At 35.4% G+C, this 17,874-nt stretch carries 15 protein-coding genes and 1 pseudogene; 2 read left to right on the top strand and 14 right to left on the bottom strand.

What is annotated here, in order from left to right; all coding sequences use genetic code 11:
* Positions 1–22: 22 nt before the first annotated feature.
* From KI375_RS18740 to KI375_RS18730, 3 genes are read right to left on the bottom strand one after another with little or no spacing between them, the layout of a single operon-like run.
* Positions 23–856: a carbohydrate ABC transporter permease gene (locus KI375_RS18740; RefSeq protein WP_212974971.1), complete on the bottom strand. Its 834-nt coding sequence runs from the start codon at positions 854–856 to the stop codon at positions 23–25.
* Positions 843–1,724 (bottom strand): carbohydrate ABC transporter permease, encoded by an 882-nt coding sequence (locus KI375_RS18735; protein ID WP_212974970.1) that lies wholly within the window; start codon positions 1,722–1,724, stop codon positions 843–845. The genes KI375_RS18740 and KI375_RS18735 overlap by 14 nt, the downstream gene beginning before the upstream one ends.
* Positions 1,724–3,043, bottom strand: a complete 1,320-nt coding sequence (locus KI375_RS18730) for an ABC transporter substrate-binding protein (RefSeq protein ID WP_212974969.1) — start codon at positions 3,041–3,043, stop codon at positions 1,724–1,726. Before KI375_RS18730 ends, KI375_RS18735 begins: the two co-directional genes overlap by 1 nt.
* A 379-nt stretch (positions 3,044–3,422) precedes the next feature.
* Here KI375_RS18730 and KI375_RS18725 point away from each other — a divergent pair, with 379 nt between their 5' ends.
* Positions 3,423–4,439 carry a LacI family DNA-binding transcriptional regulator gene (locus KI375_RS18725; RefSeq protein ID WP_212974968.1) on the top strand — a complete coding sequence of 339 codons (1,017 nt, stop codon included), beginning with the start codon at positions 3,423–3,425 and terminating at the stop codon, positions 4,437–4,439.
* 291 nt (positions 4,440–4,730) lie between these two features.
* On the opposite strand, the gene KI375_RS18720 is transcribed toward KI375_RS18725, so the two are convergent.
* Positions 4,731–7,250 carry an FtsX-like permease family protein gene (locus KI375_RS18720; RefSeq protein ID WP_212974967.1) on the bottom strand — a complete coding sequence of 840 codons (2,520 nt, stop codon included), beginning with the start codon at positions 7,248–7,250 and terminating at the stop codon, positions 4,731–4,733.
* The gene (locus KI375_RS18715; RefSeq protein ID WP_212974966.1) at positions 7,247–7,999 is read right to left on the bottom strand and encodes an ABC transporter ATP-binding protein; all 753 of its coding nucleotides are present in this window, start codon (positions 7,997–7,999) and stop codon (positions 7,247–7,249) included. Before KI375_RS18715 ends, KI375_RS18720 begins: the two co-directional genes overlap by 4 nt.
* Before the next feature lie 373 nt (positions 8,000–8,372).
* On the opposite strand from KI375_RS18715, the pseudogene KI375_RS18710 reads away from it, so the two are divergent.
* Positions 8,373–8,742: pseudogene (locus tag KI375_RS18710) on the top strand (DUF4180 domain-containing protein).
* A gap of 446 nt (positions 8,743–9,188) precedes the next feature.
* On the opposite strand, the gene KI375_RS18705 reads toward KI375_RS18710, so the two are convergent.
* From KI375_RS18705 to KI375_RS18665, 9 genes are all read right to left on the bottom strand, one after another.
* The gene (locus tag KI375_RS18705) at positions 9,189–10,589 is read right to left on the bottom strand and encodes a sensor histidine kinase (protein WP_212974965.1); all 1,401 of its coding nucleotides are present in this window, start codon (positions 10,587–10,589) and stop codon (positions 9,189–9,191) included.
* A 3-nt stretch (positions 10,590–10,592) separates the two neighbouring features.
* A complete protein-coding gene (locus KI375_RS18700) occupies positions 10,593–11,306 on the bottom strand; it encodes a response regulator transcription factor (RefSeq protein WP_374706873.1) in 714 nt (237 codons plus the stop codon).
* Between the two features lie 214 nt (positions 11,307–11,520).
* Positions 11,521–12,543 carry a DNA glycosylase AlkZ-like family protein gene (locus KI375_RS18695; RefSeq protein ID WP_212974963.1) on the bottom strand — a complete coding sequence of 341 codons (1,023 nt, stop codon included), beginning with the start codon at positions 12,541–12,543 and terminating at the stop codon, positions 11,521–11,523.
* Positions 12,544–13,085: 542 nt separating this feature from the next.
* Positions 13,086–13,658: a GNAT family N-acetyltransferase gene (locus KI375_RS18690; RefSeq protein WP_212974962.1), complete on the bottom strand. Its 573-nt coding sequence runs from the start codon at positions 13,656–13,658 to the stop codon at positions 13,086–13,088.
* Positions 13,659–14,025: 367 nt separating this feature from the next.
* Complete coding sequence (locus tag KI375_RS18685; RefSeq protein ID WP_212974961.1) at positions 14,026–15,030, bottom strand: sensor histidine kinase; 1,005 nt, start codon at positions 15,028–15,030, stop codon at positions 14,026–14,028.
* Positions 15,031–15,035: 5 nt separating this feature from the next.
* Complete coding sequence (locus tag KI375_RS18680) at positions 15,036–15,719, bottom strand: response regulator transcription factor (RefSeq protein ID WP_212974960.1); 684 nt, start codon at positions 15,717–15,719, stop codon at positions 15,036–15,038.
* 12 nt (positions 15,720–15,731) lie between these two features.
* Complete coding sequence (locus tag KI375_RS18675; protein WP_212974959.1) at positions 15,732–16,463, bottom strand: ABC transporter permease; 732 nt, start codon at positions 16,461–16,463, stop codon at positions 15,732–15,734.
* Positions 16,456–17,313 carry an ABC transporter ATP-binding protein gene (locus KI375_RS18670; protein WP_212974958.1) on the bottom strand — a complete coding sequence of 286 codons (858 nt, stop codon included), beginning with the start codon at positions 17,311–17,313 and terminating at the stop codon, positions 16,456–16,458. Before KI375_RS18670 ends, KI375_RS18675 begins: the two co-directional genes overlap by 8 nt.
* An 11-nt stretch (positions 17,314–17,324) precedes the next feature.
* Positions 17,325–17,498, bottom strand: coding sequence for a hypothetical protein (locus KI375_RS18665; RefSeq protein ID WP_212974957.1), 174 nt, complete (start codon positions 17,496–17,498; stop codon positions 17,325–17,327).
* Positions 17,499–17,874 lie beyond the last annotated feature (376 nt).

Below are 17,874 nucleotides of genomic sequence, written 5' to 3'. Positions count from 1 at the left end.
ATTTCATTTACTAGCACTCCTTTTACTTTAGCGTAAACTGCATTCCGTCCTTGAACCTTTTCGCAAAGAGCAGGAAGATAATAATAATTGGCAGCGTGAGCAATACAGATGCTGCATACATTGGACCAGGGTAGCCACCATAAGGACCAAACATTTGCGAAATGAGCACATTTAGTGTCAGCATCTGATCACTGCGGACAACAATCATATCCCATAAAAGCTCTGTCCACCGTTCCATAAAGAGAAACAAAAAGATAACGGTCGTAATCGATTTCGACATAGGTACAGCAATCTTGAACATTATTTGTAAGGTCGAAGCCCCGTCTAATTTTGCCGATTCAATAAATGTCTCCGGAATAGCCCGGAAGAAGTTGGTGTACATAAAGACTGCCCATAGACTTAATGCCTTAGGAATAATCATCGCCCAGTATGTGTCATATAACCCAACATTTTGAACTAATAAGAACATTGGCACGAGCAAAATGACGCCAGGGAAAAACATTTGAAACAGGATGACATTGTTTAAAAATTTTCCGCCTCTAAACTTAATTTTTGCCAGCGTATAAGCGACGACTATCCCTGATATCATCATGAGGGCAGTGGAAGCCGCAGAGACAACAAATGTATTAAAGAACGCTCGTAACCACGGCTGTGGAATGTTAGCTTCACCGCCAATAAACAACCATTCATAGGAACGAAGTGTGAAACTAGTCGGAATTAGTTTTCGATCTACTTGTCCCCAGTCTGCAAATGACATGAGAACCATATATAAGTAGGGGAAAACCATAATGCCTAATAAGGCAAATGCAATGACATAACGTAATTGAACTTTTTTGTTCTTTTTAACTCCAGCCATTTCGTTTCCCCCACAATTCTAAAAGTTTTCTGAAGACAAAAATTGATGCGAATGTTACAACAGCGGCAATTAACGCAACTGCAGAAGCATACCCAGCGTTCAGGTTTGCAAATGCTTGGTTGTAAATTTCCATTTGCCATGTATTGGTGGCGTAGTTCGGGCCACCGCCAGTTAACTGGTAGACTTCAGTAAATATGCCAAACGTAACACCAATCGATAAAATCAGCGTTGTATAAAGAGCCGGGTACAACATTGGAAGTGTGATCTTCCAGAACCGTTGTGCCGGCTTTATCCCATCCATCTCAGCTGCTTCGTAGATTTCCTGATTGATGCCTTCCAAACCAGAAGTTAGAATAAGGGCATAATACCCTGAGAATTTCCAAGCAATAATGATAGCGACAACTACAAGAGCTGAAAACGGGGTTCCGAGCCAATTAATATCCAAGCCGAGTGTCCCACGCAAAAATACATTCACTGGGCTGTTATACGATAATATGCCTTTGACAATCAGTGAGGAAACAACACCAGATGCTAAGTAAGGGAGAAAGAATCCGACAAGGAAAATTCCTTTAAAACGGCTAGGCAGACTATTAACAACAAGGGCTACAAGTAAAGAACCCACGATCACCATTGGAACAAACACAGCTAAAAATTTAAAGGTAACAAAAAAAGCTGCTTGAACCCCTGGATGGTTAACAGCATTAATAAAGTTTTGTAATCCAATCATTTCAAAATCCGGCGATATTAGATTCCAATCTGTAAAAGCCAGATAAAATGACCATACTAATGGGATGAGGAAAAAAATAAGTGTGTATATAAGGTAAGGACTGGTAAATAACCAGCCCAATTTATTATTTTCCTTATTCATTACTGAAGTGCCCCCTCTATGGCCCTCTTCATATCCTCCCAAGCAGTTTTTGGATCTTTCGCTCCGGTTACAACTGGATTAAGGGCTTCCTGACCAATAAATGTTTGCAGTGTATTGAAATCAGGATTATCAATTGGTGGTACTCCGTAAGGAACTGCTTCTGCATACTGGACAAGCTCCGGATGGTCCTCCAAGAAGGTTTGGAACTGTTCATTCGTTCCCAAATCATCGCGTGCCGGCGGCATGTTCGTCTCTTCAAACCATTGCAAGTCCATTTCTGGGTTGTTGTAAACCCAAGTAATAAACTCCATTGCAGCTCGTTGCTCTTCCTCTGTTGCAGAGGCATAAATGACTATTCCTTTTGAATCAGCGAATGTATTCACTTCGTCTGTATCCATATCGTCTGGCACTGGAGGTGGTGTTAGCACAAACGTTTCTCCATATACCATTTCTGGAAACTGCTCAGCCCAATATGGGAACGTCCATGGTCCTAAATCAGCAAAGATACTAAGACCTGTTTCGAAAGGATCAGATGCTTCATTGGTCAATAGTCCATTTTGTTCCTGTACATTGCTTAGGAACTCTAATACTTGTTGGCCAGCATCATCATCGCTAATTAATGAATCACCTTCAATAAAGTTATTGCCATTTGAAGCGGCAGCATATAAGGTGAAAAAGTCAAACCATCGCGCACCCGCATCAGGTGACGCTAATTCACTTTTCGCCCATAAGAATTTATCAGGATATTCTTCTTTTAATGCATCAACCACTTCATACACTTCACTATATGTTCTTGGTGCTTCTTCAAAGCCAAGTTCCTTTAAGATGTCGATTCTCCAACCGAACTGCATAGAATTCGAATAAATTGGTAAAACATATTGGTTACCATCTGCAAATTCCCAAGCTTCGACGGTTTCTGTCATATTACGTTCCGTAAGAATATCATCCCAGCCATCTAATTCATTTAAAGGAACAAGCGCTTGGCTGTTCGCTAATTGGGATGCAAATCCACGATTAATATTTTCTGACATAGTTGGAGCGCTATCAGAAGCAAGAGCAGACTGAACAGTCGCTTCTGAAGTTGGCGTTTCTCTCATTTGACTGACTGCAACATGAATTTCATCTTGCGAGTTGTTGAATTCATCTGCAACCTTATTCCAGAATGATTCCTGTAATGGGTTTGCTGCTGCCCAAAACTCAATCACAGTTGCACCTTCGGGCGCGTCGATATCTGCGCCTTGATCGTCTTTGTTTCCACAAGCAGCAAGTGCTAACATAGAAAGTGAAACGGCAAGGACTAAATAAAGTGACTTCTTCATATGTGTATCCCCCCATACTAGTTTGTAAAAGCGTCATCTCTTATTTAGTAGCGTTACTTAATTTTTGAAAATTATTACCAAAACAGCCTGTTCAATACTTTTTATTCTTTCATTTTGAACCCACATGTAATGGAATTTAGAATTCTACTAAAACAAAGAATGACAAATTAAACATTTCTAATTACAAAAAATATTTTGTAATCAAAAAGTAATGATAAATAACCTTACAAAACCATCATATAATGTAATTACAGATTGGTCAATGAATATTTTATAAAATAAATCGGTTTCATCTATTTGTAACAAATTACTTTTTCATGTATAGTTAAATTTGTAACGTGACAAACAATGTAACTAACGACTTGCGAGGGATATAGAAATGAAACCAAAAAAAATAACCATGCAATATATAGCTGATCAATTAAATATTTCCAAGAATTCCGTATCCCAGGCGCTGTCAGGAAAGCCCGGAGTCAGTGAGGACACTAGAAAACGGATCGAAAAAGCTGCAGAAGAGTTAGGATATCACTATACAACGAGCAAAAAGCAACCTCCTAGAAAGCGTGGAAATATTGCTTTACTTGCCTCCGACTTTGCTTTTTCACAGAAAGGCTTTTTTGGGGAAATTTATTTATCTGTTCAAAGAGAAGTGGCAAAACGCGGAATGAATTTGGTCATCCAATCGATTGATGATGAGTCAAGAGATCGGCTCATCCTGCCTTCTTTTTTTGAATACGATACAATTGACGGAGTCATTATTATTTCACATATCAGTACTGACTACATTAATCGCATTTTAAGTACAGGAATTCCAACAGTTCTAATTGACCACCATCACCCATTCAATTGCACGGATGCAATTTTGCTTAATAATCGGTTTGCTGCTTATACAGCTACGCATCATTTAATTGAGCTTGGTCATAAACAAATTGGATTTATGGGAGATGTGGAACGTTCTCCAAGCTACCAGGAAAGATTGGAGGGCTATACGCTTGCCTTAAAGGAGCACGGAATCCCTTTAGAAAGAGAGCATATTTTGGCTGATATTAAGGAAAGGGAAGAGGATGTTTCGACTGCTCTGGACAAGCTTAAGGAACAGCCGACAGCTTGGTTTTGCATCAATGATGGATTTGGCTTCCTTGTGTTAACACATCTTCAGGCACTGGGCTATAAAATTCCTAACGACCTGTCCGTATGCAGCTTTGATAATGGTCCACTTTCTCGGCTGTCGAAACCAAAAATAACAACATTTAATGTAGACCTAGAGTTGTACGGCAGAAAAGCAGTTGAGCAATTATATTGGCGAATGGACCATCCAACTGAACCGCTGCAGGAGACCTTACTTCATACTTCGATAGTAAAGCGAGAGTCAACTGGACCGGCGCCTGGTCTGTAATGTTTCCATTTGTCAAAATATCAAAACACTTTTTTAAGATAAAGTGAAACTTCAATCAGAGGGGATTTCTTCATCCCCCACTGATTTCGGAAGAGCAAAATTCTTTGCCGTCATTGTCTATTATTTCCGATACCGAGTTCACTATATGGAGTCTAGGACATAATTAAAATATTAAACTCCAAAGACGAACAATGCATTACCTTTAGCAGAGGAAATATACGTAGACGCCTGAGAGGAATTACCACTCGCCCGTGGAATATACTAGTTCGTCTTTTCTTTCGTCCCAGACTCCTAACGTAATCCTTTCATTACATCTTGCCTCGTTGCCCATAGAGCAGGAAATAAGACTGCCCCCATCCCTATTAATGGAGAAAAAACGATTATTCCTCCCAGAAGTAAGGGCATGGACGGAATTGTCGTGGCATTTAAACTTTGAAGCAAACAGTAAGTAGAAATCATGGATAATCCAACTGCAAATACTCCAACTGTTCCCGTTAAAAGAGCTCCTTCAAGTAATAACAACGAAAATAATCGTTTCTTCGTATAACCAAGCACACGCAGCATACTTAATTCTTGGATTCTTTCCTTAATACTACTGGCTGTACTATTCATTAACCCGATGATGGTAAACATAATGATTAATCCGACAGCTAGAAATAGAATCAAAAAGCGTTGCATTAATTGTTCTTCTAGCTTATTTAATTCTTCCACTCTATTATATAAAATCGTATTAGCATACTGTGGTTGTTGAATCAGTGATTGTACTTCTTCTATTGTTTCTTGTTCGTCTACATCTGATGTTAGATTCATCTCTACACTGTGAAGAGTATGAATTTGAAACATCTCTTCCATATTTTTTCTAGTAGTGAAAACTTTGTAATCATCACTCATATGCTTTGAATTCGTTATAATACCTTCTACAATAAATTCTTCCTTATCAACTTGATCTGTATTTTCAGAGATATTAGCCTCTATGACATCGCCTAAATGATATCCTAATTTCTTTGAAGTAGTCTCTGTGAGCATAACGCCATTCGTACTCAATTCTTCCTCGAGACGAATTCCATCCTTTGTTTGAACCTCATCTCGATCTAAGCTGTATTGTAAATCAGTCCCGCTAAAGGCTAATATCACTTCACCTTGTTTTGCTGGAAGATTCATCGTATCAAACAGCATCTCGTTTGTGTAAAAATGCGCTTCTATATGTGGATTCTGACTAACAATTTCATAGAATGAAAACGGAAATCCCTCTTCTATTTGGGAGCCCACTGATACCAATTTTAAGTCATTGGGGTAAGTATCTATGATTGCTTCAGTGGTGTTCGCTTTAACACTTGTTAATACCACCATTCCTATAATTGAGATGACAACCCCTAAAGTGAAAATAGTAGATATTTGTATATTTCTGCCTAATTGCCTTAGTAAATTCTTCGTGGCTAATAAGCCTTCAGCTCTAACCTTTATTTTTCGATCGAACAGACTGATCCCCTTCTCAAATAGTACAAACATGAGTGGAATCGTAATAAAAATCAACGCTATAAACGAAACTGCGTTCATAACATACATCAGCCTTGATTGCCAATACCATTGATTAACGGCAAATAATAGAATGATGAATATTGCGTACAACAGACTAATCATGAAATATCTTTTAGTAATACCTTTGCTGTTTTTCACACCTCTATAAACAACAATGGGTGGAGAAAGACTTGCTATATAGCCGGGAATGAGAGAAGACAGGAAAATGACTCCTGTAAAAATCCCCAAACTAAATAGTATATTATCGTATGGTAAGACAATCCCGGCGTTTGGAATGCCCATTAGTCCTAAAAATACATCAAGTGTAAGAAAAGGAACTAGAATACCAATAAGGATTCCCACGGCTAAGGACACTAATCCTACTATCATCGTTTCAAATAAAACTAAAAACATAATGTGTTTTTTCTCAAAACCTAATAGTCGTAGCGTTGCATGTTCCTTTTGCTTTTCTTGTATGGACATTCTCATTGTGCTAATAAGTATCAATGCGCTTATAAGATAAATGGCGATATTAAGCCCCTTAACAAAAGGGCCTAGCCCTCCAATATTATTACGTTCATTGTTAATCTCTTGTCGATTATCAATAAAAAAATCTGGGTTAAGCTCTCGCAATGCTTGAACAGCATCCGATTTCTTTTCAATATCATCTAACTTAATAATCAATGCAGTTGTTCTTCCATCATTTAACGTAGCCTCTTGAAGCCAATGAAAATCGAGAATCACCATATTCGTTAAGCCTTCATGCTCTTCACTTATTCCCGATACCGTGATCTCTCTTTTCCCTTGTGGTGGAAAATTCAGTTCTATCATTGAACCAATTTGCAAGTTATTTAATTTCGCATATGTGGGAGAAATTAATGCTTCTGCTGCTTTAGGGAAATCTCCAGATGCTATTGACACAAATGGGTATTCATAAGCCATTTCATCATTATTAAAACCAATATAAATTGGTTCGCTCCACATCTCGTATTCTTCTTCTTTGTTTAAATAGGGGTATAGAAATGGACTTGTTTTTTCTACTCCTTCTATTGCCTCAATCGTCTCAATTTCTGACTTCGTTACGGATTTATGACTGTCCTGATAACCGACTACTACATCAAAATCACCATGTAAATCTTTGATTGTCTGTTCATTTGCTTCTTGTAAACTAGCCAATAAAATTTGCACAATAACAATTAGCGCAACACCTAGAGAAATGCCTAAAACTAAGAAGCCATTTCTTGCCTTATGATTGAATAATGAGTTAAAAGCTGCCTTAATAAATAGTCTCATAGGCTTAGTTCCTCAATCTTAGATGCAATGATCCTAACTATTTCATTATCCTGCATGTTTGAGTTTTTTAAATTTAACGTATCGCGGATTTTACCATCATGCATGAAAATAACTCGATTCGCATAGGCAGCTACATTTGCATCATGTGTGACTACAATTAATGTGTGTCCTAGCTCCTCACAGAAGTTCTGAAGAATGCCCATCATGGCTTTAGAGGTTTTTGAATCAAGGCTACCAGTAGGTTCGTCTGCCAGAATTAATTCTGGTTCATTGATCAGTGCTCTCACGATTGCTACTCTTTGTTGTTGACCACCCGATAATAGATTAGGTTTAGTTTGTATAAAAGAACCTAAACCTACCAAATCCAACAAGTCAGTGGCCTTTTTTTCTAATTCTTTCTTATTCTTTGCAGTTAGCATTGCCGGGAGTGTAACATTCTCTAGAACGGACAACACAGGAATTAGATTAAATAATTGAAAAATAAATCCTATTTTTTCTCTGCGTAAACGAGTCAATTCATGATCTGAATACCCCTTAATATTTTCACCACTTATTAGGACTTCTCCTTGTTCATAAGTATCTAGTCCAGATATCATATTTAAAAGGGTCGATTTCCCAGAACCACTCGTCCCCATGATTGCGACAAATTCGCCTTTTTCAATTTCTAATTCAATCTGATTTAATGCCTTTACTTGACTTTGACCTTGGCCATATACCTTAGAAAGTCCTCTCACGCTAAGAACAGACATTTTTGATCTCCCCCTTCTTATTCTCATAAAAATTATAGTCAAGGGAAATCAATTCTCTATCGATCTATTATCAAGACTTTATCAAGAAATATCATTATTTTATAAACAATAACAGGGTATAACCTTGAAAATATAATAATCCATCCTAAAAAGAGCTGTCCCAAAAGTCGAAAATCGTCATAAAGGCTCCCATCGCTTCAGCCTCCTCACATTCGCTCTAAGGTCTTCAGCTGATGCTATTCCCGCAGGCGTGTCACCATTTTTGCCGATTTTTCTTAGCGTTTACTCAAAAATAAAAAAGAAGTTATGGTAGTATTATCACAATGATCTAGAACAAACGGAGCAAACTATTCTGCATTAGGAGGTACACAAGATGAATATAAGAATCGATCAAAAAAAAGGGTCAAAAGTAGCCATTGTTGAATCTTCCGAAATATTAATTCGAAATGTCCAAGATGCTTTGGATTTAATGGGCAACCATTAGTTATATTCATGATAGCAATAAAATTGTTATTCACCAATCAAACATTACGGAGGAATTTTTTGATTTAAAGACAAAGCTAGCTGGTGACATCCTGCAGAAATATGTAAGCTATCATGTTAAGTTGGCAGTTCTAGGAAACTTCGAAGAGTATACCAGCAAGAGTCTTAAGGATTTTATTTATGAATGCAACAAAGGCAAGCAAGTTTTCTTTCTCACTGATGAAAAATCAGCTATTCAAGCTCTACACGCATTACATTAATGAGGACGTTAGTTTAACAATGTGAAAGGGAATACACTCGATTGTGAAACAAGATGGATAAGGCGAAAAACATACTAAGATTAGTGGGTAAGGTCATTGACGAATGACTTTGCCCACTATTTCTTTTTTTAGATGTATAGTGAGAAGTGGAAGAATAGCAAGATTTTGGACAGTCGTTCTCTGGATACCCTATTTTGTCTTTTTTGTACGTACTTTTGCTTTTTTCTTTCCTGCGACCAATCCTGGAGATGACCCAGGTCCAGGTGCAGGTTTCATACTAATGGGTGGATTGATTTTCTTTCCGTTTTATATACTATTTCTCAATCTCATTAGTATTCGTTCAGACTAGAGTTCACTTCACTCTAGTTTTTTTATGGTCCGATTGACTGGCACAATTGTTGTAGACAATTATTTACAATAATAAAAACGAAGGAGATCCTTCGTTTTTATGCTTTATGATCGCTGATATGTTTAGGTATTTTTATCACAATCTTTGCCCCTTTTTCCTCATCATTTGCGGCTTGGATTGTTCCACTATGCTTCTGAATTATAACCTGGGCAATGGTTAAACCTAATCCCATTCTTTGTTCAGCACTAAACTTTTCTTCTTCCCCTTTATATAAAGGTTGAAATATATGCGCAAGATCCTCTTCTGCAAAACCCTTGCCATTATCTACAATAATCGTTTCTATAAAACGATCTCTTTCTCTAATGACTACTTCTATTTTCTCTGTTGGCGGGCTATGACGAATACAATTGATCAGCACATTTTCAAATGCTCTTTTGAGCAATCTATAATCACCAGCAATGAGCTGATTCGTTTGATTATTTACTTCTAGTGTAAGTTTTTTCTCTGAAAGGTTAAAAAACAGCATCTGCTTTAAATCATGTACTAGATCATAAACTCGAAATTCTGTTATGTCTTCGAGTTTAATTTTTCCTTCGATATTTGCATAATTGGCCAAAGACGTGACCAATTCATTCAGGTGATTTGCTTGTTTCATACTCATTTCTACATATTGCCTTTTCTTTTGTTCATTTTTAAATAGGCCTTTTATTACCCCTTCCAAATAACCTCGCAATGAAAAAATAGGTGTCCTTAGATCATGAACAATGGAAGACACAAAGAGCTTTCTTTCATCTTCTAATCTTTCGTTCGTTTCCTGCGATAATTTAAGTTTTTTAGCCATTTCAATAAAGGCATGAGTCGTATAGCTCATTTCTTTAATGGTGGAACCTGGTAAATCTATGTTGTATGTTCCATTCGATATTAGCTGTGAAGATTTATTAATTGCACGCAATGGCTTCATTAAATTTACTTGTAAAAATACTATATAGAGTATCGAAACCAGAGAAAATGCACCTATGTAAAAGACAAAGTCGTAGTTTGTACTTTTAATTTGTTCTTCTGCAGGTATAGGGTAATTCATATAAACCGTTGCAATGAAAGAATCATCTGCATAAATATTATAAGGAACTATATTTAGATCAGGGGTCTTTTCGAGATTTTCCGAAAGGGCCTGCCTCCCTTCAGAAAGCTGGGTATTTTCAGATTTATTCATTCCTTCAGTATAGAGCAATTCATTATCTGCAAACATAATTAGAAACTCAAGATTATCTTCTTCAGCTTTCTTTTTTAATTCACTTCTCCATTCTTCCTTATCGAACTGTGTCTTATCTGCATTCACTATATTGTCCTGCACCCACAAGTCCAAATCGAATATTTGACTTTCCTTGGATGAATACACATCCGTTAGGCGTGTAACGGTTTTTGCTAAAAGGATTGGTGTGAAAACAATAATAATTAGGCTTAACGCAATAAACGCCTTAAAACTAATCTTTGGCATCTTCTATCCTCTCATTCCCTTATGCAACTGATAACCAACGGATCTAATTGTTTTTATCTCTGGAATTGTATCAAAAGGAGCTAGCTTTTCTCTTAATTTTGCAACATGGACTCGTACACTGTGAAACCCCGTTACATCATCATTCCATATCCGATCGATAATTTGCTCATACGTTAGCACTATCCCGTCATTTTCCATAAAATAATATAATAAATCAAACTCGATTGACGTTAACTCTACAGGTTGTTGTCCTACTTTTACTGATCTTGTGTCTAGGTTTATTTCAAGTTGATCGATGGATAAAATTCTATGCACATCTATAGCTTTCCGAGAATGTATAGCTATTCTTCTTTCAACTGCCTTGACCCTTGCCACAATTTCACTTGGACTTGCCGTTTTAACAATATAATCATCGGCTCCAAGCATAAGACCTCTAATTTTATCTGCATCCGTTTGATGATTGGCACTTAAAAATAAAATAGGAACTTCTGATTCTTTGCGGATTCTCTTACAAAGTGTAAAGCCATCAATCCCAGGCAGCATAATATCTAAAATAATACAATCGATTGTCATCTCTCGTAACAGTGTTTCTGCCTCTTCAGCATTTTTAGCACTATAAACTTCGTAATGTTCCATTTCTAGAAAATCAGTCATCAATTCGATAATTTCTATATGGTCATCAACAATTAATATTTTCTTAAAAGGCAATATAAACACCACTTTTTCTATAGCTTGTTTGATCCTTAGTATGATTCTACTATATCATTAGTTCAAGAACATGATTTAACGGTGCGTAAAATAGCTTGCCCTAAAGTCGAAAATCGCCAAAAAGATTCCCTTGCCACTTCAGGCTGCTCGCTTCCATGGGTGTCTTCAGCTGATATCGACATTACTGACGATTTTTCTTACTCATAAAAAGAAGGAGAATTCTCTAGTCTTTCTTTCTATCAATGAGCTTCATTCGAATGAACTCTCCCTCGATTTTCGCTTCTAAAGAATCCTCTTCATAGCAAGTAAATAATTTATACGCTTTTAATAAGCCCTTTTCTTGCTTCCAAGTACCGATTACAATACCATCTTTTAAAATAACCGCTTCTATATTGCCAGCTTTTTTAAAAACATTTGGATAATACTCGCGTTGAATATAAAATTTCTCTTTATGTGCAAGTAAATAAGGATCAAATCTAGGTAGAACATTAATTTGTGGATTAGTGTGTGGGAGCTTTGTGTTGGGAATATGTATACTTTTTTTATTTAGTATTTGCTTTAATCTTTTTATCGTCGTCCCGCTCCAATGGACAAAGTCTTTATAATCAGCAGGACCATATGAATGTATATAGCGTTTAAATAGCTCGAACAAGGCATCATCAGCAGACAACTTTACAGTTTGATTCATTCCAACATCTTTTCTTAAAACATATTTATTTATTTCTCCATCCGGATTGAAACATAAATAATTTTGGTAGCAAAGAGATTTTAAAAGCCCTCCCCAAGATGAAAAGGCATATTTTACCCAAGGAAAATCTCCAAATGTAGAAATAGCCTCCTCCATTAATTTATTTCTTGTAATGGGACCATTCGAAACTTTGTTCACGATCCACTTTTCCAGCATCTCTTTTTGTTCACTCGTCATATGGTTGAAAATAAATTTACTCCATCTATTTTCCCATTCTTTAGCAAATGCTTTTTGAAACAAAGACCAATCTTCAGAGGTTATCGTGTGCATCGTACCTCTTACTGTCCATATTCTCTCTAACAATTTGCTGGTAAACATCTTATTTAAAGTGTTAGCATCCACCTCAACATTCCTAGCTCTCGCTGAAAAAATAAGTGAATTTTTTGTTTGACTTTGGATGCCCACTAATTTAGTGATAAGTTGCAACATAGTACTATTTTCATTTAGGTACAAACCTTGTCTATACGAAAATTCTGCAGCCTTTTTTGCATCTACCAATATAATTACTCCTTTCTCAAGAAATAATGGTACTAATCTAAAACGAATCCTTAGTTTTTCATAATTTTATTATAAAACATTCAATATACGCGTTTCACTAATCATACTTGTCAATACATCCCATTTAGGCATGTCTAAAAATAACTAGTCAATTAAATCAATTTCATAATTAAAATTTTATGTTAAAACTCCGAACAATGTTGATTTCCGCTTCAGGCGGACGCTTTCCGGGGGGCATGCGGTGAGCTTCTCGTCGCTACCGCTCCTGCGGGATCTCACCTGTCATGCTAATCCCCCAGGAGTCACCGCCTTCCACTCCAATCAACCGGTGTAAGGTTACATTAAATATTTGAATCACCACAATGTTCGTGTTTTATCTTTTGATCCATAATTATGAAATTAACTCAATTCAAGTGAAAAAAATTTGATTATCCCATTGATCGCGCCCGTTTGTTGAATGTACGTTAAGGCTGAAAATGTGATGCAAAAAACTTTCTATTCTTTAAAACATATAAGCCCGTCCAAGAGAGGGGTTAAAAAAATTAATTATTCGTGTATTCCTCTTTAAGGATGCTGTATATTTCTAAATCAATAACTCCTTTGTCTGACCATATAGATGCTTGTCTTAACAATCCTTCTTTCATAAATCCGTTTTTCAAGAGGACTTTCTTTGAAATCTCGTTTGCAGGCATGACCTCTGCTTGAATTCTGTTAATATTAACCTCTTCAAATAAGAATTTTACTATCGTATGAACGGATTCGGTGGCAATGCCCTTCCCCCAATAATTTTCTGCCAAAAAGTAACCAATCGTTGCCATGTTCACTTTTTGGTTAAAGTCCATAAATTCAAAAACCCCAACCAATTTATTACTTTGATTCTTCTGGAAGATCCCCCACTTAACTCTTCTTTTTTTCTGATAATCCTTATCAAAATGACCAATCATCTTACTAACCGTCTGTATGTTATGTCTAGGAATGATCCCGCAATATTCGAATACTTTTTTATTGTCATAGATCGAATATAACTCTTGTAAGTGTACCTCTTCGATTTTTTTTAATATCAGATTCGTAGATTCCAATACTGGAAAATCCGCAAAAATTTTTTCAATATTCATGATACTTCCTCCCTTAGGCTATCCCTCAATTGGTATGTAGATCTTCATTTTCATTTCATGCGGAATTGTTGAATTTAAGACATCCGTTCTTTAAATGCTTAAGTTAGAATACTTTTTCCAGCTCCCGCAAATACCTAACAAATGATATCGGTTACTTTACTTTTTATAAATCCCTATAATTTACCATACCATTGTATCTTTTATTTTTATACGTTATATACCATTTGATTCGCTTTATCTGTTAAACCTGCTATAATCTCCTATCAGTTATCTTTTATTGTACAACGTTCGATATATTCTTTGTCTTCTAGTTTATTCAAAATTTGACTGACCACACTTATCTAGTCAATTCTCCATTATTTTTCTCTTATATTTTAGTTAGTACAATCCTTGTGCCAGACTCATTGCTCTCTATTAGAATGTGGAGATTTAACAATTTGGGAACCTCATTAATAATATTTAGCCCTTTTTGATTTGATTGCTGAAGTTGTTTTGTGAGATCGAAGCCCACACCGTCATCGGTTATAATCAACTGTTCTTGATTATTTTCTTTAATACCTTCTATTGTTAGCTGACTAGCCTTAGAGTGATATAAAACATTTTGCAATATATTATCAAAAAGCCTTTCAAACCATACTCTATCCAACTCCCAAACAAGATTAGCTTCTATATTGCTCGTAAACTTTATTTTCTTGTGACTTAAAGCATTGTTCCATTTTTCGATAATCGCATTTATGCAGTCATTTAAGCTGACCGGTGACATATGAGTAATGATAGAGTCGGAATTCAGATAATTCTTGTGATATATTCGATCGCTTAGCGTCGATATGATATCTGCATTTTTATTAATTTCTTCGATTGCCTTGTCGACATTTTGTTGCGTTTTTAGGTAGAATAAATTAATTTTTATGATCGATAATGGCGTTTTAATATCATGTGATAGTTGATCTAAATATCTTTTTCTCATCTCTTCTGATTCCCTATATTTATCCTGATTGTATTTTAATTGATCAATCAAAATATTTACTGACTCGCCCAGATGTTTCATTTCACTATTTTTCAACACATGGGACTCTACTGGTTCTGGATAGTTTTGATCTTTTGCTATCCTTCTTATCAGATGTGAAAGAAGCCTTATTTCAGATGAAATATTGATAATAATTTTTGATAGGAAGAAAACGTATAATAAAATCATAATGAAGAAAAGAGAAAAAACATATATATAATTTTCGTATGCTATAAAAGGAGTATCAGTCCCATTGATATAATCGTGTATTAGGTGGGCTCCCAATACGATATAATTGGAAATGATAAAGGCAATTGGAAAGAATAAGACAGAGATCAGCGTGAAAAAATATAGTTGTTTTTTCAATAACATCATTCCTTTTGATCCGATAATTTGTATCCATAACCATAAATAGTTTGAATCAACTTGCCTTCATTATCTACTTTATTCCTCAAACTATTGATATACACATTTAAGGAATTTGCTTGACTGCTACGCCCTTCTCCTCCCCACACATGATTAATTATTTGCTCTCTCGATAAGCTAATATTAATGTTATCGTACAAGTAAAAGAATATCTTATTTTCGGTTTCACTTAATGGAATTCTGGTTCCCGTTACACTATCTAATATTAAATGTGCCCGTTTATCGACTATTATCTCATCCAAATAGACAAGATCCCCATACTTGTCTTTCAGCAAATTTTTAAGTCTCGCAATAAGCTCTAAAGGTTCAAAAGGCTTAGGTATAAAATCATCACCCAATTCTAATCCTTTGATTTTATCATCTAGTTGACTATGCGCTGTAAGAAAAACGACTGGCTTGTTAGGATAAACCATTTTAATCCGTTTACAGACCTCATATCCACTATCAAACGGTATCTCGATATCTAACAAAAAAATATCTATGTTGCCAAAATCCGAATAATTAAAGCGATTATCTGTTTTGACAGTTACCCTATTAAAATAATCACTCAAGAATAGGTTTAAAAATTTTGATATATCTGGATCATCTTCAAGTACAAAGATGTTTAACTTTTTAAGGATATCCTCCATAATCAGACTCCTTTACAGATTCTTTTTATAAATTAATCTCAGGTTGATCATTAGCATTATAGCGTTTATTAGAATAAACAGGCCTATGCCTATAATAGTTGAAGATGTACCTCCTTCATAGTAGTAGCCATTATCAATGACTAATAGTCCGAGTCTGTACCCGAATGCTGTAGGAATGAAAAAAGAAAATGGTGCCGCCATTAGAATCATTGACAATAAAGAAACACCTATCCCAATAGATATACTGGCTACTATATTCTTCGTTAATTGGATGACGGCAGCAAATACGATAGTAATGGTTGTCACCACGATTACATTAAGGATAATATAAGAAGTTATTAAGCGCAGAATATTCTCTATATTTCTGTCTATAGCAAAATAGAAAACAGACAAAATAACTAATTGGATGATACAAATAGCTGACATAATGATGGTAGAGACAAGTATTTTTGAAAAAAGCAATTGAAAACGTGGAATATTATACGTTATCCAATCTAAATACATTTTGTTCTTAAATTCCATATAAAAAATAAAGGAGATTAACACATTAGAAATAATCGGTAACATCATAAAATACTGATTATAATAGGTAAAGTAAAAACCACTATCCAAGCTTATATCTTTATTATTTATAGCAAAATTGACGAAATTCATTAGTAAGGGAATTAAGCTAAGTATGACAATAACTAAGATTACCTTTTCACTCTTAATTTTAATCCATTCATTTTTGATCAACTTAAACATAGCTTTTCACCTCAATCAAATCTGTAGACATCAACTCAATATATAAGCTTTCCAATGTTAGTTGCTGTACCTCACTGTATACAAAATCTGTCATAGTCTTTAGCTTATTGAAATTGATTTCGCTTAAAATGAAGTACATTTCTTTTTTACTATTTTTCAATAAAGTAATAGCCTGTTTAACGTTTGAATTATCAGGTATTTGTTGTACACTACCAAACATATATATATCTTCGTTATTATCAATTTCTAAGATTTTTTTGCCGTCTCTTATAAATAGAAAAGTATCCGTAATCAAAGAAACTTCATTTAAATTATGGCTAGAAATTACAATCGTTCTGTGTTTGCCTTTTAGATTCTGTTCGATGAGATTTCGCATATCTTTCATGCCCATAGGATCTAACCCGTTAGTAGGCTCATCCAACAATAATAGATTTGGATTTCCCATCAACGCTTTTGCTACACCCAATCGTTGTTTCATTCCCATAGATAATTCTTTAAACTTTTTATGTTTAGCGTCAGGTAAGCCGACTACCCCTAATAAATGATTTACGATTGAATCATTGTACTCCATATCAGCATATGAGGCATGTAGCTTTAGGTTTTCTATACAGGTTAAATTTGGATAAGAGGCTGGATATTCAATCAATTTACCAATTGTCATATTACCATCTTCTTTGAAGATGTCGCCCTTATATACAATCGTATTTAATAAAACCTTAAATAACGTGGTTTTACCTGCCCCATTGGGACCTAATAATCCATAAACTTTCCCTCTTCTTAGTTCCATATTTATGTTATTTAGAATGCTATGTCTTCCCACTTTGAAACTAACATTTTTTAAAGTAATCATTATTTTCCTCCCTAATTGTTATGGACAAGCAAGAATAAAATCACACTAATGATATAAACAACAAATAATAATAAGGCTGGCTTGAAATTACTTTCTTTAAAACCGTTTTTAACAATTTCTACTACAAATAATGCAACGGATAATATAAATGAAACAATTGCTAGCATTATAAATACCTTTTCCATACTTCCATCTCCTTGACTTATATTGTTATCTCTACTGTAATCTACGATTATTAAAAAAAATTTAATTTTTTAGTATCCGAATTAGTTTCATAATTGCTTTTTGTAAAAATATATTTCGTTCAATAGAATTTGTATTAAAGTCTGCAAACATAACGTATGAGCTTATATACAGTTGATTTCCGTTGCAGGGGGGCGTGCGGTGAGCTTCCTCGTCGCTACGCGCTCCTGCGGGATCTCACCTGTCACGCTAATCCCCTAGGAGTCGCCGCCTTTCACTCCAATCAACTAGTTTATCTTTCGAAATCTGGTATTAGAGTTCGTTGTTGTTATTTACTCATTTCAACATTTTGAGGATTTACAGGTAATTAATTCGTCC

This window comes from Bacillus sp. J14TS2 (genome assembly GCF_018333015.1).
Classification (GTDB): domain Bacteria; phylum Bacillota; class Bacilli; order Bacillales; family Bacillaceae_C; genus Lederbergia.
This window is presented reverse-complemented; position numbering and strand designations above follow the sequence as displayed.

Bases quoted from the DNA above. Each gene is read 5' to 3' on its own strand.
- KI375_RS18740 (WP_212974971.1), bottom strand. From the start codon at position 856: ATGGCTGGAGTTAAAAAGAACAAAAAAGTTCAATTACGTTATGTCATT.
- KI375_RS18735 (WP_212974970.1), bottom strand. From the start codon at position 1,724: ATGAATAAGGAAAATAATAAATTGGGCTGGTTATTTACCAGTCCTTAC.
- KI375_RS18730 (WP_212974969.1), bottom strand. From the start codon at position 3,043: ATGAAGAAGTCACTTTATTTAGTCCTTGCCGTTTCACTTTCTATGTTA.
- KI375_RS18725 (WP_212974968.1), top strand. From the start codon at position 3,423: ATGAAACCAAAAAAAATAACCATGCAATATATAGCTGATCAATTAAAT.
- KI375_RS18720 (WP_212974967.1), bottom strand. From the start codon at position 7,250: ATGAGACTATTTATTAAGGCAGCTTTTAACTCATTATTCAATCATAAG.
- KI375_RS18715 (WP_212974966.1), bottom strand. From the start codon at position 7,999: ATGTCTGTTCTTAGCGTGAGAGGACTTTCTAAGGTATATGGCCAAGGT.
- KI375_RS18705 (WP_212974965.1), bottom strand. From the start codon at position 10,589: ATGCCAAAGATTAGTTTTAAGGCGTTTATTGCGTTAAGCCTAATTATT.
- KI375_RS18690 (WP_212974962.1), bottom strand. From the start codon at position 13,658: ATGAATATTGAAAAAATTTTTGCGGATTTTCCAGTATTGGAATCTACG.
- KI375_RS18680 (WP_212974960.1), bottom strand. From the start codon at position 15,719: ATGGAGGATATCCTTAAAAAGTTAAACATCTTTGTACTTGAAGATGAT.
- KI375_RS18675 (WP_212974959.1), bottom strand. From the start codon at position 16,463: ATGTTTAAGTTGATCAAAAATGAATGGATTAAAATTAAGAGTGAAAAG.
- KI375_RS18670 (WP_212974958.1), bottom strand. From the start codon at position 17,313: ATGATTACTTTAAAAAATGTTAGTTTCAAAGTGGGAAGACATAGCATT.
- KI375_RS18665 (WP_212974957.1), bottom strand. From the start codon at position 17,498: ATGGAAAAGGTATTTATAATGCTAGCAATTGTTTCATTTATATTATCC.